Annotated in this window: 12 protein-coding genes; 11 read left to right on the plus strand and 1 reads right to left on the minus strand. The window is 73.1% G+C overall.

Annotation, left to right across the window (positions count from 1 at the left end; all coding sequences use genetic code 11):
* Positions 1–183: 183 nt before the first annotated feature.
* Both SNE206_RS14005 and SNE206_RS14010 read left to right on the plus strand, forming a co-directional pair.
* Positions 184–1,659, plus strand: a complete 1,476-nt coding sequence (locus SNE206_RS14005; RefSeq protein ID WP_407913651.1) for an NAD-dependent malic enzyme — start codon at positions 184–186, stop codon at positions 1,657–1,659.
* A gap of 478 nt (positions 1,660–2,137) precedes the next feature.
* Complete coding sequence (locus tag SNE206_RS14010) at positions 2,138–2,419, plus strand: HU family DNA-binding protein (RefSeq protein WP_030271959.1); 282 nt, start codon at positions 2,138–2,140, stop codon at positions 2,417–2,419.
* A 75-nt stretch (positions 2,420–2,494) separates the two neighbouring features.
* Here SNE206_RS14010 and murA read toward each other — a convergent pair whose 3' ends face one another.
* On the minus strand, positions 2,495–3,835 hold the full coding sequence (murA, locus tag SNE206_RS14015; protein ID WP_407913652.1) for a UDP-N-acetylglucosamine 1-carboxyvinyltransferase: 1,341 nt from the start codon (positions 3,833–3,835) through the stop codon (positions 2,495–2,497).
* Positions 3,836–4,161: 326 nt separating this feature from the next.
* Between murA and SNE206_RS14020 the strand changes: the two genes are divergently transcribed.
* From SNE206_RS14020 to SNE206_RS14060, 9 genes are all read left to right on the plus strand, one after another.
* Positions 4,162–4,734, plus strand: a complete 573-nt coding sequence (locus SNE206_RS14020; RefSeq protein ID WP_405013111.1) for a YqgE/AlgH family protein — start codon at positions 4,162–4,164, stop codon at positions 4,732–4,734.
* Between the two features lie 58 nt (positions 4,735–4,792).
* The gene (locus tag SNE206_RS14025; protein WP_407913653.1) at positions 4,793–5,074 is read left to right on the plus strand and encodes a DUF3039 domain-containing protein; all 282 of its coding nucleotides are present in this window, start codon (positions 4,793–4,795) and stop codon (positions 5,072–5,074) included.
* A 69-nt stretch (positions 5,075–5,143) separates the two neighbouring features.
* Entirely contained in the window at positions 5,144–6,784 is a 1,641-nt protein-coding gene (locus tag SNE206_RS14030; protein ID WP_407913654.1) for a beta-N-acetylhexosaminidase, read from the plus strand.
* A gap of 413 nt (positions 6,785–7,197) precedes the next feature.
* Complete coding sequence (locus SNE206_RS14035) at positions 7,198–8,064, plus strand: FAD binding domain-containing protein (RefSeq protein WP_407913763.1); 867 nt, start codon at positions 7,198–7,200, stop codon at positions 8,062–8,064.
* A complete protein-coding gene (locus SNE206_RS14040) occupies positions 8,061–9,455 on the plus strand; it encodes a 2Fe-2S iron-sulfur cluster-binding protein (protein ID WP_407913655.1) in 1,395 nt (464 codons plus the stop codon). Before SNE206_RS14035 ends, SNE206_RS14040 begins: the two co-directional genes overlap by 4 nt.
* A complete protein-coding gene (locus SNE206_RS14045; RefSeq protein WP_407913656.1) occupies positions 9,452–11,722 on the plus strand; it encodes a xanthine dehydrogenase family protein molybdopterin-binding subunit in 2,271 nt (756 codons plus the stop codon). The genes SNE206_RS14040 and SNE206_RS14045 overlap by 4 nt, the downstream gene beginning before the upstream one ends.
* Before the next feature lie 199 nt (positions 11,723–11,921).
* Entirely contained in the window at positions 11,922–13,238 is a 1,317-nt protein-coding gene (locus tag SNE206_RS14050) for a S8 family serine peptidase (RefSeq protein ID WP_407913657.1), read from the plus strand.
* Between the two features lie 121 nt (positions 13,239–13,359).
* Complete coding sequence (locus SNE206_RS14055) at positions 13,360–13,689, plus strand: hypothetical protein (RefSeq protein WP_407913658.1); 330 nt, start codon at positions 13,360–13,362, stop codon at positions 13,687–13,689.
* A gap of 1 nt (position 13,690) precedes the next feature.
* A complete protein-coding gene (locus SNE206_RS14060; protein WP_407913659.1) occupies positions 13,691–15,169 on the plus strand; it encodes a WXG100 family type VII secretion target in 1,479 nt (492 codons plus the stop codon).
* Positions 15,170–15,379: the final 210 nt, after the last annotated feature.

Here is a 15,379-nt window from a genome sequence, read left to right on the forward strand (position 1 = left end):
TCCAATGTAACGCATCCGATCCGCGGGCCAAGGGTTCGGCGGCAGATTTTCGGCCGGACGCCCGATCGGCCGGAACCCCTTTGTGGGTTCTGCACACTCAATGAACGTTATTTCTGGCTACGCCGCGGTAGGTGCGACGATCGAAATCCAAAACCCTCGGTAGCGGACGGAAGAAGGACGTCGATGGCGACGGTGCCCAGTGTCTCCAACTCGATCACGGTGCGGCTGGAGGTCCCGGCACGGGGCAACGCCGTCAGTGCGATCACCACCGCGGTCGAGTCGTCCGGCGGTTCGGTCACGGGCCTCGACGTCACGGCGTCGGGGCTGGAGGCGCTCCGGATCGACGTCACCGTCGCCGCCGCCTCGGTGGCCCACGGCGAGGAGATCGTCGAGAAGCTCCGGACGATCGACGGGGTGAGCATCGGCAAGGTCTCCGACCGCACGTTCCTGATGCACCTCGGCGGCAAGATCGAGATGTCGTCGAAGCTGCCGATCCGCAACCGCGACGACCTGTCGATGATCTACACCCCGGGCGTGGCCCGCGTCTGCATGGCGATCGCCGAGAACCCCGAGGACGCCCGCCGGCTCACCATCAAGCGCAACAGCGTCGCCGTGGTCACCGACGGCTCGGCGGTGCTGGGCCTGGGCAACATCGGCCCGAAGGCCGCGCTGCCGGTGATGGAGGGCAAGGCGGCGCTGTTCAAGCGCTTCGCGGGCATCGACGCGTGGCCGCTCTGCCTGGACACCCAGGACGCCGACGAGATCGTCGCGATCGTGAAGGCCATCGCGCCCGGCTTCGCCGGCATCAACCTGGAGGACATCTCCGCGCCGCGCTGCTTCGAGATCGAGGCCCGGCTGCGGGAGGCCCTCGACATCCCGGTCTTCCACGACGACCAGCACGGCACCGCGATCGTCGTGCTGGCGGCGCTCACCAACGCGCTCAAGGTGGTCGGCAAGGAGATGTCCGCGATCCGGGTCGTGATGTCCGGCGCGGGTGCGGCCGGCACCGCCATCCTCAAGCTGCTGATGGCCGCGGGCGTCGAGCACGCGACCGTCGCCGACGTGCACGGTGTCGTCCACGAGGGCCGGGAGGGCCTCACCGACAGCCTGCGCTGGATCGCCCGGCACACCAACCGCTCGGGCCGCACCGGCACCCTCAAGGAGGCCGTGGCGGGCGCCGACGTCTTCATCGGCGTCTCGGCCCCGAACGTGCTGGACGGCGACGACCTGGCGACCATGGCGCCCGAGGCGATCGTCTTCGCGCTGGCCAACCCGGACCCGGAGGTCGACCCGGCCGTCGCCCGGCAGACCGCCGCGGTGGTCGCCACCGGCCGCAGCGACTTCCCGAACCAGATCAACAACGTGCTGGTCTTCCCCGGTGTCTTCCGCGGCCTGCTCGACGCGCAGAGCCGGACGGTGGACACGGACATGATGATCGCCGCGGCCCGCGCGCTGGCCACCACCGTCGCGGACGACCAGCTCAACGCCAACTACATCATCCCGAGCGTGTTCCATCCGGACGTCGCCAAGACCGTGGCCGCGGCCGTGCGGGAGGCGGCGGTGGCCGCGCGGGGCGGCCAGGAGCAGGCTCCTCCGCGGCCCACCGCGGGCATCGTCGGCACCCTCGACACGTCCTCCTTCCCGGCGGTCGGCATCTGACCGGGGCGCCGTTCGCGCGCCGGAACGGCCGCGAACGGCGCCGCAGGCCGTCCGACCGGCCCCTTCCCCTTGCGACACAAGGGGAAGGGTGTGTTTGGGCTTGTCGGTGCCAGGGCGTACGGTAGCCCTGCACGGGGGTGGCGTGTCCGACAAGTACGGAACGTCCCCCCGGGTGACCGGCGTGTCGTCCCGACCGCCGCCCGGCTCCGGTGCACCGGAGCCGACGGAGCATCACGCCTCCGTCGGGAGGGTGTGGTTCGGGTCGGTCCATCCGGTGCCCGATTGGCTTTCTCAGTGCCGGTCGGGGCAGGATTCGTACCCGGGCGGGCGGTTTGCGGCGCTTCGGGGCCCGAGCCCGGCCTCTGACCACCCCTCGCCTGAACGAGCACCAGTGTGCGGACCAGTGACCCGTCCGGTTCCCCGGAGGGTGTCGCCGAGGGGCGCCGCACACCGCAAGCAACAGACCACAGGAGTACACATGAACCGCAGTGAGCTGGTGGCCGCGCTGGCCGAGCGCGCCGAGGTGACCCGCAAGGACGCCGACGCCGTTCTGGCCGCCTTCGCCGAGGTCGTCGGCGAGGTCGTCGCCAAGGGTGACGAGAAGGTCACCATCCCCGGCTTCCTGACCTTCGAGCGCACCCACCGTGCGGCTCGCACCGCGCGCAACCCGCAGACCGGTGACCCGATCCAGATCCCGGCCGGCTACAGCGCCAAGGTCAGCGCCGGTTCCAAGCTCAAGGAAGCCGCCAAGGGCGCCTGAGGCTTGTAACAGCCTGAACAGACCGATGGCCGGTCTCCCCTCGGGGAGACCGGCCATCGGCCTTCGCGGGCGCCGTCAGACGGCGACCACGGCCTCGCTGGGCAGCTCGACGTGGGCGCCGAGGTCGCGCAGCTTGGACATGAAGTTCTCGTAGCCGCGGTTGATCAGGTCGATGCCGTGGACCTTGGAGGTGCCCTCGGCCGCCAGCGCGGCGATGAGGTAGGAGAAGCCGCCGCGCAGGTCCGGGATGACCAGCTCGGAGCCGATCAGCTTGGACGGGCCGGAGACCACCGCGGAGTGCTGGAAGTTGCGCGCACCGAACCGGCACGGCGTACCGCCGAGGCACTCGCGGTACAGCTGGATGTGCGCACCCATCTGGTTGAGCGCGCCGGTGAAGCCGAGCCGCGACTCGTAGACCGTCTCGTGGACGATCGACAGGCCGGTGGCCTGGGTCAGCGCGACGACCAGCGGCTGCTGCCAGTCGGTCTGGAAGCCGGGGTGCACGTCCGTCTCCAGGGCGATCGCGCGGAGCTCGCCGCCCGGGTGCCAGAAGCGGATGCCCTCGTCGTCGACCTCGAACGCGCCGCCGACCTTCCGGAAGGTGTTGAGGAAGGTCATCATCTCCAGCTGGCGGGCGCCGCGGATGTAGATGTCGCCCTTCGTGGCCAGCGCCGCGCACGCCCACGAGGCCGCCTCCAGGCGGTCCGGCAGCGCGCGGTGGTTGTAGCCGCCCAGCTCGTCCACGCCGGTGATGAGGATCGTGCGGTCGGTGCCCATCGAGATGATCGCGCCCATCTTCTGCAGCACGCAGATGAGGTCGACGATCTCCGGCTCCACGGCCGCGTTGCGCAGCTCGGTGACGCCCTCGGCCAGGACGGCCGTCAGCAGCACCTGCTCGGTCGCGCCGACCGAGGGGTACGGCAGCTCGATCTTCGTGCCGTGCAGCCGCTGCGGGGCCACCAGGTAGGTGCCCTGCGGGTGCTTCTCGATGGTCGCGCCGAACTGGCGCAGCACCTCGAAGTGGAAGTCGACCGGCCGGCCGCCGATGTCGCAGCCGCCGAGGCCGGGGATGAACGCGTGGCCGAGCCGGTGCAGCAGCGGGCCGCAGAACAGGATCGGGATGCGGGAGGAGCCGGCGTGCGCGTCGATGTCGGCGACGTTGGCGCTCTCGACGTGCGAGGGGTCGAGGATCAGCTCGCCGTCCTCGTCGCCGGTGCGCACCGTCACGCCGTGCAGCTGCAGGAGGCCGCGGACGACCTTGACGTCGCGGATGTCCGGGACGTTGCGCAGGCGGCTGGGCCCCTGGCCGAGCAGGGCGGCGACCATGGCCTTGGGCACCAGGTTCTTGGCGCCGCGGATCTGGATCTCGCCTTCGAGGGGGTTACCGCCGTGGACCAGCAGGACGTCGTCGGTCATCGTTCTCGCAATCCGGGGTGCGCAGGGGGATTTTTCGGCTGCGGGGCAAGGGAAACGCGAGTGGAAGGATCTTCCACCACCAGCGAAAGGCCCTTCCACCATTCATAGATGGTAGAGGGTGGGCGATTGGTTCCCGTGTGCCCCTTTGGTGATCATGCTCCGCGGGGGCCGCACGGGCTCCCCGGGCGCCCTCCGGTACGGCCGGCCGGGTGGTGCCGGCCATCCCCGCGGCCACCTGCGGGGCTGTGCCCCGGACGCCCGGGAACGGGTCGGGGAGGTTTCGTGTTGGGCGCCCCTGCCGGGCCTTCCTGCGGGATCATGTGAGCATGACCACGGCCCTCTCCCACACCGGCCGACTGCTCGTCGCGACGCCCGTCCTCACGGACCCGAACTTCGCGCGGGCGGTGGTGCTGCTGCTCGACCACGACGAGCAGGGGGCGCTCGGCGTGGTGCTCAACCGGCCGACCCCGGTGGAGGTGGCGGCGGTGCTGGACGGCTGGGCCGGCCTCACCGGGCAGCCGTCCGTGGTCTTCCAGGGCGGCCCCGTCGCGCTCGACTCGGCGCTCGCCATCGCCGTCGTGCCGGGCGAGCCCGGCCACGGCGACGACCCGGTGGGCTGGCGCCGGGTGCACGGCGCGATCGGCCTCGTCGACCTGGAGGCGCCGCCCGAGGTGCTGGTCGGCGAGCTCGGCGCGCTGCGGGTCTTCGCCGGGTACTCGGGCTGGTCGCCGGGCCAGCTGGAGTCGGAGATCGCCGAGGGCGCCTGGTACCTCGTCGACTGCGAGCCCGGTGACGTGAGCAGCCCCGAGCCGGAACGGCTCTGGCGTTCGGTGCTGCGCAGGCAGCGCGGTCCGCTGGCGATGCTGGCCACGTATCCGGACGATCCGACCCTCAACTGAGCCGGGCGTCCGTGCGCTACTGGCCCGCTTCCGAGCGGCGCCCATAGACTTGTCACCCATGAGCACTCTTGAGCCCGAGCGCGGACTCGGCACCGGCACCCTGGTCGAGCCCGTTCCCCAGGTGTCCCACGGGGACGGCGACCACGAGCGCTTCGCGCACTACGTCCAGAAGGACAAGATCATGGAGAGCGCCCTCTCGGGCTCTCCCGTGGTGGCCCTCTGCGGCAAGGTCTGGGTGCCGGGCCGCGACCCGAAGAAGTACCCGGTCTGCCCGATGTGCAAGGAGATCTTCGAGGGCCTCGGCCAGGGCGGCGACGGCGGCGGCGACGACAAGAAGTAGCCCCGCGGATCTCCGACGCGATCCGGCAGTGGTCTGGACCACTGCCGGATGTCGGGGCAGGATGACCGCATGGACCTCATCCCCGCCCCCCGGAGCGTCGAGCTCCTCGCCCGCGACACCGGCCCGCGGAGCTTCCTGCTGGGCCCCGGCACCCGGATCGCGGCCGCCGAGGGAACCGAGGGCGTCGCCCGCCTGCTGCGCGCCGAACTCTCCGCCGCCACCGGCTTCCCGTTCGACGCCTGCGCCCCGGACGACGGCCGCCCGGAGGCCCCCGCCGTCTCGCTCGAACTCGACGACGACCTGCGGGCCGCCTCCGGTCCCGAGGCGTACCGGCTGACCGTCGACGCGCACGGCGTCCTCCTGCGCGGCGGCGGGCTGCCCGGCCTCCTCCACGCCGCGCAGACCCTGCGCCAGCTGCTCGGCCCGCAGGCGTACCGGCGGGCCCCGCTGCCCGGCGCCACGTGGGCGCTGCCCGCCGTGACGATCGACGACGCGCCGCGCTTCGGCTGGCGCGGCGTGCTCCTCGACGTCGCCCGGCACTTCCTGCCCAAGGCTGACGTGCTGCGCTTCCTCGACCTCATGGCCGCGCACAAGCTCAACGTGCTGCACCTGCACCTCACCGACGACCAGGGCTGGCGCGTCGAGATCGCGCGCCACCCGCGGCTCACCGCGGTCGGCGCCTGGCGCGAGCGCTCCATGGTCGGCTTCCGCAGCGGCGACCGCCGCGACGACCGCCCGCACGGCGGCTTCTACACCCGGGACGACCTGCGCGAGATCGTCGCGTACGCCGCCGCCCGGCAGATCACCGTCGTGCCGGAGATCGACCTGCCCGGCCACAACCAGGCCGCCATCGCCGCCTACCCCGAACTCGGCAACACCGACGTCGTCGACACCGCGGCCCTCGGCGTCTGGACCGACTGGGGCGTCAGCCCCCACGTGCTGAACGCCTCCGACGCCACCCTGCGCTTCTTCGAGGAGGTGCTGGAGGAGGTGCTCGACGTCTTCCCGTCCGAGTTCGTGCACCTCGGCGGCGACGAGTGCCCCAAGGAGCAGTGGAAGGCCAGCCCGGCCGCGCAGGCCCGGATCGCCGAGCTCGGCCTCTCCGGCGAGGACGAGCTGCAGAGCTGGATCATCCGGCACTTCGACCGCTGGCTGGCCGACCGCGGGCGCCGCCTGATCGGCTGGGACGAGATCCTGGAGGGCGGACTCGCCCCCGGCGCGGCCGTCTCCTCCTGGCGTGGCTACGAGGGCGGCATCGCCGCCGCCCGGGCCGGCCACGACGTCGTGATGTGCCCGGAGCAGCACGTCTACCTCGACCACCGGCAGGCGCCCGGCGACGACGAGCCGATCCCGGTCGGCTACGTGCGCACCACGGAGGACGTCTACCGCTTCGAGCCCGTGCCGCCGGAGCTCGACCCGGCCGCGGCCGCGCACGTCATCGGCACCCAGGCCAACCTGTGGACGGAGTTCATGGCGAGCGCCCGGGACATCGACTACCGGGCCTTCCCCCGGCTCGCCGCGTTCGCCGAGGTCGCGTGGTCCGACCTGCCGCGCGACCCGGCGGCCCGCGACTGGCCGGACTTCGAGCGGCGGATGGCCGTCCACCGCGCGCGGCTGGACGCCCTGGGCGTCGAGTACCGGCCGCCGGGCGGCCCGCACCCGTGGCAGCGGTGGCCCGGGGTGGCGGGACGGCCGTCGGACGGCCCCTGAGGCGTCCCCGGGCCGCTCACGGCCCGGCGCCGGGCCCGGCCCCGCTCCCGCTCCCGCTCCGTCCGGCACCCGTCCACGGCCGGGAACCGGACGCCGGGCCGGTCCCGTCAACGCCGCGCCCCGGCCGGGTCGTCCGCCGGGGGAGCGGCGCCCCGGCCGGCACCCGTCAGGTCAAGTTCGGATGAACATCCGGCCTCAGGGGTTCCGCTTACGACCGATCTGTGGCGTGATTTGTCCAGCATTGCCCTCGTAGGCCCACCACCCGGCAAGTGATCACCGGGGATTGTGTGCCAGAGTTGCCCAACCCGGCCCTGTCGCCCGTACCCTACGGCCAGGCCGCACTGCCGGTGGGGAGGGGCAGGGCAGTTGATGAGCAAGTGGAGCACGGTGGAATCCAGGTGAACCGGACGATCATGCTGCCGGCCTCGGTCGACGAGGCCGTCGAAGCGCTGGCCGCGACCCCGGGCGCCGTCCCGGTCGCGGGCGCGACCGACCTCATGGAGTCGGTCAACGCCGGCCGGCTCCGGCCCGCCGCCCTCATCGGCCTCGGCCGGATCAGCGAACTCCGTGGGTGGCGCTACGAGGACGGCGGCACCGCCGTCCTCGGCGCCGGACTCACCCACGCCCGGATGGACCGCCCCGACTTCGCCGCGCTCATCCCCGCCCTCGCGGACGCCGCCCGCACCGCCGGACCCCCGCAGATCCGCAACGTCGGCACCCTCGGCGGCAACATCGCCACCGCCGCCCCCGCCGGCGACACCCTCCCCGTGCTCGCCGCCCTCGACGCCTCCGCCACGCTCACCCGCGCCGGAGCCAGCCGCGACGTGCCCGTCAGTCACCTGCTCACCGGCCTCGACCCGCTGCGCCCCGGCGAACTCCTCACCTGGGTGCGGGTGCCCCTGCTGCACGCCCCGCAGGTCTTCCTCAAGACCGGCGGCCGCAGCGGCCCCGCCCGCGCCACCGCCTCCGTCGCCGTCGTCCTCGACCCCGCCCGCCGCGCCGTCCGCTGCGCCGTCGGCGCCGTCGCCCCCGTGCCGCTGCGCCCGCTGGAGGCCGAGGCCTGGGTCGCCGGCTGCATCGACTGGGACGCCCGGGGCGAGGAGGGCGCGCAGGCCATCGACCCCGCCGCGCTCGCCGCCTTCGGCGAGTACACCGCCGCCGCCTGCATCCCCGACGCCGCCCTGGAATCCGCCGGCGAGGGGTCGGCCGCCGTCCTCGTGCGGCAGCGGCGTACCGTGGCGGTGCTGGCCCGCCGGGCACTGGGAAGGGCGCTGACGTGACGGACGAACTCAACGGCCTCGGCGGCGACGTGCGGCCCTGCGCCTCGTACACGCTGCGCGTCAACGGCGCGGAACGGCCCGTCAACGACGCCTGGATCGGCGAGAGCCTCCTCTACGTGCTCCGCGAACGCCTCGGCCTCGCCGGCGCCAAGGACGGCTGCGAGCAGGGCGAGTGCGGAGCCTGCACCGTCCAGGTCGACGGCCAGCTCGTCGCCGGCTGCCTGGTGCCCGCGGCACTCGCCGCCGACAGCGAGATCTCCACCGTCGAAGGCCTCTCCGGCGCCGGCACCGCCAGCGACGTCCAGCAGGCCCTCGCCGACTCCGGCGCCGTCCAGTGCGGCTACTGCACGCCCGGCCTCGCCATGGCCGTCCACGACCTCCTGCAGCGCAACCACCGGCCCACCGAGGTCGAGGCCCGCCAGGCGCTCTGCGGCAACCTCTGCCGCTGCACCGGCTACCGCGGCGTCCTCGCCGCCGTGCAGAGCGTCGCCCAGGCCCGCGAGGCCGAGCTGGAGGCCGAACTCGACGCCGCCGCCGCCCAGGCAGCCGCCGCGCAGGCCACCCAGGCCGCGCCCGCCGCCGGGGACGACGCACCCGCCGAGGACGGCACCCCGGCCGGCGACCCCGCACCCGGGCAGCCCCGCGCCGCCGGCCGGCAGTCCGCCACCGACCTCCCGCTCGCCGGCGAGCTGCCGCTCTACGCCGACTCCGAACTGTGGGTCGAGGCCGACCAGTACGCCGCCGCCCGGCAGGCGCCCGCCGCCGAGCCGCGGACCGCGGGCCACCCGGCCCCCGGCACCGCCCCGCAGTCCGGCGTCTACGAGACCGGCTACTACCAGCCGCCGCAGCCCGCCGAGGGCTACCTCGGCCACGTGCCGGCCCCCGCCCGCGGCTACGAGCCCACCCCGTACGACACCGGCCTCTACGAGAGCACCCCGGCCCACGGCACCGCCCACGACGGCCCGGCGTACGACACCACGCCCGCCCACGGCACCCCGTACATCCCGACCCCCGCCCACGGCACCCCCTACGAGGGAACGCCCTACGGCACCACCCCCGCCCACGGCACCCCCGTGCCCCCCGGCGCCGCCGGGTACGACGGCACGCCGGTCCACGACGGCGGCGCGGGCTACGACGGCGGCGCGGTCTACGAGAACGGCCCCGCGTACGGGCCCGGCCAGGCCGACGACGGCACGCCCGCCTTCGGCACGCCGGTGTACGGCTCGCCCGCCTACGGCTACCAGGGCGTGCCCGGTCACCCCGGCCACCCCGGCACGCAGGCCTACGACGACCCGTCCGCCTACGGAGACCCGTCCGGCTACGACGGCACGGTCTACGACGGCACCACCCCCGCCCACGGCATCAGGCTCCCCGAGGACGAGAACGCATGACCGCGCCCACCGAGCAGGAAGCACCGGCGCCCGAACCGTTCGGTCTCGGCAGCTCCCCCCTCCGCACCGACGCGCTCCCCAAGGCCCTGGGCATCTACCCCTACGCCGCCGACCTCTGGGCCGAGGGCCTCCTGTGGGGCGCCGTGCTCCGCTCCCCGCACGCCCACGCCCGGATCGTCTCCGTCGACACCAGCGCCGCGCTCGCCCTGCCCGGAGTCCACGCCGTCGTCACCGCGGCCGACCTCGCCTCCTGCCCGGCCCCCGGCGACCGACCGGTGCTCGCCTCCGAGGTCGTCCGCCACCACGGCGAGCCCGTCGCCGCCGTCGCCGCGGAGAACCCCGACACCGCCCGCGTCGCCGCCGCCCTCGTCGTCGTCGAGTACGAGCTCCTCGAAGCCGTCACCGACCCCGAGGCCGCCTTCAACGCCGCGCCGCTGCACCCCGACGGCAACCTCTTCCGCCACCTCCCGCTGCGCACCGGCGACCCCGACGCCACCGGCGAGATCATCGTCGAAGGCCTCTACCAGGTCGGCCGCCAGGACCCCGCCCACATCGGCGCCGAGGCCGGCCTCGCCGTGCCCCGCCCCGACGGCGGCGTCGAACTCCACCTCTCCACCACCGACCCGCACGGCGACCGCGACCGCACCGCCGCCTGCCTCGGCCTCGACCCCGACCGCGTGCGCACCGTCGTCACCGGCGTGCCCGGCGCCTCCACCGACCGCGAGGCACTCTCCTTCCAGGTCGTGCTCGCCCTGCTCGCGCTGCGCACCGGCCGCCCCGTGAAGATGACCCTCACCCGCGAGGAGTCCTTCCACACCCACACCTCCCGGCACCCCGCCCTGCTGCGCTACCGGCACCACGCCGACGCCGAGGGCAAGCTGGTCAAGGTCGAGGCGCAGATCCTCCTCGACGGCGGCGCCTACGCCGACGTGTCCTCCGAGGTGCTCGCCGCCGCCACCGCCTTCTCCGTCGGCCCCTACACCTGCCCCAACGTGTTCGTCGACGCCTGGGCCGTCCGCACCAACAACCCGCCGGCCGGCCGGATGCGCGGCGAGGGCGCCCTCCAGACCTGCTTCGCCTACGAGTCGCAGCTCGACCAGCTCGCCCTGCGCGTCGGCGTCGACCCCCTGGAGATCCGCCGCCGCAACGCCCTCGCCACCGGCGACCCGCTGCCCACCGGCCAGGCCGTCACCTGCCCCGCGCCGGTCGCCGCACTGCTCGACGCCGTCACCGAACTCCCCCTCCCCGCACTGCCGGTGGACGACCCCGAAGCCGAGTGGCTGCTCCCCGGCGGACCCGGCGGCGCGGGCGACCCCGCCGCCGTCCGCCGCGGCATCGGCTACGCGGTCGGCATGGTCCACATGCTCGGCGCCGAGGGCCAGGACGAGGTGTCCACCGCGACCGTCCGGGTCAGCGGCGACCACGCCACCGTCATCTGCTCCGCCGTCGACTCCGGGCAGGGCTTCGCCACCCTCGCCCGCCAGATCGTGCAGAGCACCCTCGGCGTCTCCGAGGTCTACATCGCCCCCGTCGACAGCGACCAGTCGCCCGCCGGACCGTCCGCCCGGGGCCGCCACACGTGGGTCTCCGGCGGCGCCGTCGAGAAGGCCGCGCTGATGGTCCGCCACCAGCTCCTGCAGCCCATCGCCGCCAACTTCGGCATGTCCGTCGAGCTGCTCTCGATCGCCGACGGCAAGATCACCTCGTACGACGGCGTGCTCGGCATGCCCGTCAGCGAGGCCCTGGAGGGCAAGGAGCTCTGGGCGACCGCCCAGTGCCGGCCGCACCCCACCGAACCCCTCGACGAGAACGGTCACGGCGACGCGTTCGTCTCCATCGCCTTCTGCGCGATGCGGGCCGTCGTCGACGTCGACATCGAACTCGGCGCCGTCCGCGTCGTCGACGTCACCGTCGCCCAGGACGTCGGCCGGGCACTCAACCCCCGCCAGATCGAGGACCGCATCGAGAGCGCCGTCGCCCACGGCGTCGGCCTCGCCCTGCTGGAGAACCTCCGCACCGAGGGCGGCCGGCTCGCCAACGCCTCCCTCAGCGGCTACCGGCTCCCCACCGCCCTCGACACCCCCGACATCCGGATCGCCGCCCTCGTCGAGGAGCGTGACGTCGTCGCCACCTTCGGCGCCAAGGCGGTCAGCGCCGTCCCCTCCGTCGTCGCACCCGCCGCGGTCGCCGCCGCCGTCCGCGCCGCCACCGGCATGCCCGTCGGCCGGCTCCCCATCCTGCCCGAGGACGCCATCGTGGCGGGCTGACGCACCGTCACATTCCTTGCTCCTCCGCCGCCCGGGGTGGCGTCCGCCCCCGTACGTCACCCGCCGCCCGCCGCCCCCCGGCGGGCGGCTGAGCCTGAGTCCGTACACGCCGCACAGGCGATACGATCGAACAGCCCTGGGCGACGCGGGGCCGTTGGGCACAACGTACGGGCAGCAGAAGACAACTGACGGGGTAGTGATGACGCTGACCAGGGCCGTCCGCGCGCTTGGCGCCACGACACTGACAGGTGCACTGCTGATCGCAGGCGCCCCGACCGCCTCCGCCGACCAGGTGCGGGACGGCCAGTGGGCCAACACCTACTTCGACCTCGACAAGGTCTGGTCCGTCAGCAAGGGCGACGGCGTCATCGTCGCCGTCATCGACAGCGGCGTCGACGCCACCCACCCCGACCTCACCGGACAGGTCCTGCCCGGATACGACGAGAGCGGCAAGAGCCTCAACACGAAGCCGACGGACTCCCATGGCACCGGCATGGCAGGGCACATCGCGGGACATGGGCACGGAAACGGCGCAGGGGTAGTCGGGCTGGCGCCCGGGGCGAAGATTCTCCCGATCTACAAGGGCGATGCCCAGGGGGCGGATGCAATTCCCCAAGGTGTCCGTTGGGCAGTCGACCACGGTGCCAAGGTCATCAACATCTCTCAGGGCTCCTCCATCGCAAACCCGGACATGCCGGATGCAATCGCCTACGCCTACCAGCACGATGTCCTCGTCGTCGCCGCCGCCGGCAACGACGGTGGGCCTGTTGACGATCCTGCGAATCAGCCCGGAGTGCTGGCCGTAGCCGCCTCCGGCAAGAACCTCGGGATCTGGTCGGACTCCAACTTCGGTCCCGAGATCCGTATCTCCGCACCGGGGGTCGACATTGTCAGCGCCGGACGGTGTGGTTCGAGTCAGTACTGCAAGGCGAGCGGCACCTCGGACGCTGCTGCTTATGTGTCCGCTGCCGCCGCCCTTGTTCGATCCAGGTACCCGCAGTTGACGGCTGGACAGGTCGCCAACCGCTTGATCAAGTCGGTGGCGGTCCCGCCGTCCGATACGGCTTCGAGCCTGCCCGATCCGCATTTCGGTTACGGCGTGATCCGCCCGTACCAGGCGCTCACCCTGGACATTCCGGCCGGGACCGAGCAGGGGCCGCTGGCCAAGCCGGAGGCGGCATCCGATTCGGGATCATCGGGATCACATTCGGCGGAGCCTGCGTCGGCGATCAAGCCCGCAAAGTCCAAGGGGCTGTACATCCTCGGTGGTGCGGCCGTTCTGGTGCTGCTGCTCGTCGTGGTGATCGCCGTGGCGGTCCGCAGCCGCCGCCGACCGGCGACCGGGCCGGTGCCCCCGCCGGGGCCCGGCCCGTACGGAGCCGCACCGTACGGGGCCTCGACCAACTGGCCCCCGGCGCAGCAGCAGCCCTACGGCAACCAGCCCCCTCCCGGGTACCCGCCGCAGCAGCCCTACCAGAACCAGAACCCGTACCAGGGTGGCGGAAGGCCGCAGTGACGATGTGTCAGTACACGGTCTAGAAGCGATAGGATCGGATGTCCTGTCAGGGGCGTGACGTGCCCCGTAGGCCCGCGATGAGCGGCGGACGGGGGAGCAGGACTCCAGGGGGAGGAGTGGGATGGCCGACGGATATCGCGTCAACACCGGTGAGCTGGAAGCTGTCGTCAAGCGCCTTCGGACGCTCCAGCAGGGGCTCGGCGAGTGCGGGAGCACGGCGAAGTACAACACCGTGCTCGTGAGCGACGACTTCGGGGCGAACTTCGACGAGGCGAAGAAGCTCTTCGGTGCGCACGCGCAGATGCAGCAGTTCCTGAGCCAGCACATCCAGGAACTGGATTCGCTGATCAACGACTTCGGCGACAAGACCCACGCGGTCACCGCCGCCTATCAGGCCCGCGAGGACGATTTCGTCGCTTCGGCGAGGACCATCGGATCCGGGGGAGCGTGAGATGACGGCTTTCGATCAGCACGACCTGATCCCGCTGAAGCGCATGGTCGAGCACTCCAGGCCCGAGCGCCTCCAGGAGGTCGGCGAGCACTGGGCGAACGTCCAGAAGGAGCTGGAGCAGGCGGTCCGTGACCTTCGGCTCGCCGTCCAGCACGCCACCGCCAACTGGGAGGGTGACGCGGCCGACGGGTTCACCAAGCGGGCCGGTGTGCTCGGGACCAGCATGAGCAACACGGCCGCCCACGCGCAGAACACCTCCTCCGCGATGAAGTTCGCCGGCGAGGCGCTCCAGCAGACCAAGGCGACCATGGCCCAGATCAAGGTGCCCAGCACCTTCGACAGCGGGCTCAAGCTGGTCGGCGACGCCTTCGACCGCTCGGACGCGCAGTTCAAGGCGGACGTGGCCGGCGGCATGGACCGGATCAGCGCGGTCAACAAGAACTACAGCGAGTTGTCCGCGACGGAGATCGCCCACCAGTACGCCATCGGGGTCATGGAGCACCTCGGGCCGCAGTACACGCAGGCGGCGGGCTATCTGAAGTCGCCGATGAAGGATGACCATCACGAGCCTGCTACCGCATACCCGCCCGAGCCCGAGAACCCTGTCCCGCCGTCCACCGTCCCGCGGCCTCCCGTGGCGCCGAAGTACCCGAACGGCGTGCCGGACGACCGGTCGTCGGGCGGGTCCGGGTCGGGGGATTCGCAGGGGTCGAAGCACAGCGACCCGTCGGGTCCGACGATGCCGACCCCGGCGCCGCAGCCCGGGTATCCGACCACGCCGAATCCTGATCTTCCGACGGGGCCCGTCCGGCCGCCGAGTACCGGCATCGACAGTCTGCCGCCGGTCGGCACCCTGCCGGCGCCCGGTGGGACCGGCGTGCTGCCGGGCCCGGGCGGCGGCATCGGTGGTGGCGCAGGTGGTGGCGGTGGCATCGGCGGCGGTGGCATCGGTGGTGGGGCGGGTCTGCCGCCCGGGGGTCTGCCGGTGGGCGGGTTTCCGCCCGGGCGTGGTGGTGCGGGGGGAGGCGCTGCGCGGCCGGGGGCCACGGGTGGCGCCGGCAGCAAGGGCGGTTCGGCCGGCCGGCCCGGCGGCGCCACTGCTGCGGGCGCGGCCGGTGGCGCAGCGGGGCAGAGCCGTGCGGGTGTTCCCGGTATGGGTGGCATGGCGGGTGCCGGTGGTTCCGGTGGCGGCAAGTCCGGTGCGGGCAAGGGCGGCGGCGGCCTGGTGCGCCGCGGTGGCGGGGCGGTCGGCGGTGCCAAGGGCGGTGCCGGGGACCGGGCGTTCACCGAGGGCGGTTCCGGTATCGGCAAGGGCCGGGCGGGGCAAAACGGCGCCGCGGGTGCGGGTGGCCCGCACGGGGGGCCGTCGGCGGCGGGCAGGAAGAAGGACAAGGAAAAGAACGGGAGCCGTCCGGACTACCTGGTGGAGGACGAGGAGACCTGGCGCGGCGGATCGGCCAACCCGCCGGTGATCGAGTAGCCGAGTCCGGATCCGGATCCGGTGCACGGTGTGGGGCGCTCCCGACGGACGGGGCGCCCCGCGGCCGTTCCCGGCCCGTGCCGTCCGGCTCCGCCCCGCGCCCGTAAAGCCTTCGAACGCTCCCGGCGATGCTTTCCGGCCTCCTTTTCTCCGGAATTTCTGGGGGAAATGGAAATGCCGAATCACCGGGCGGCGGAATTCGCCGTCCGG

This window comes from Kitasatospora sp. NE20-6 (genome assembly GCF_045862635.1).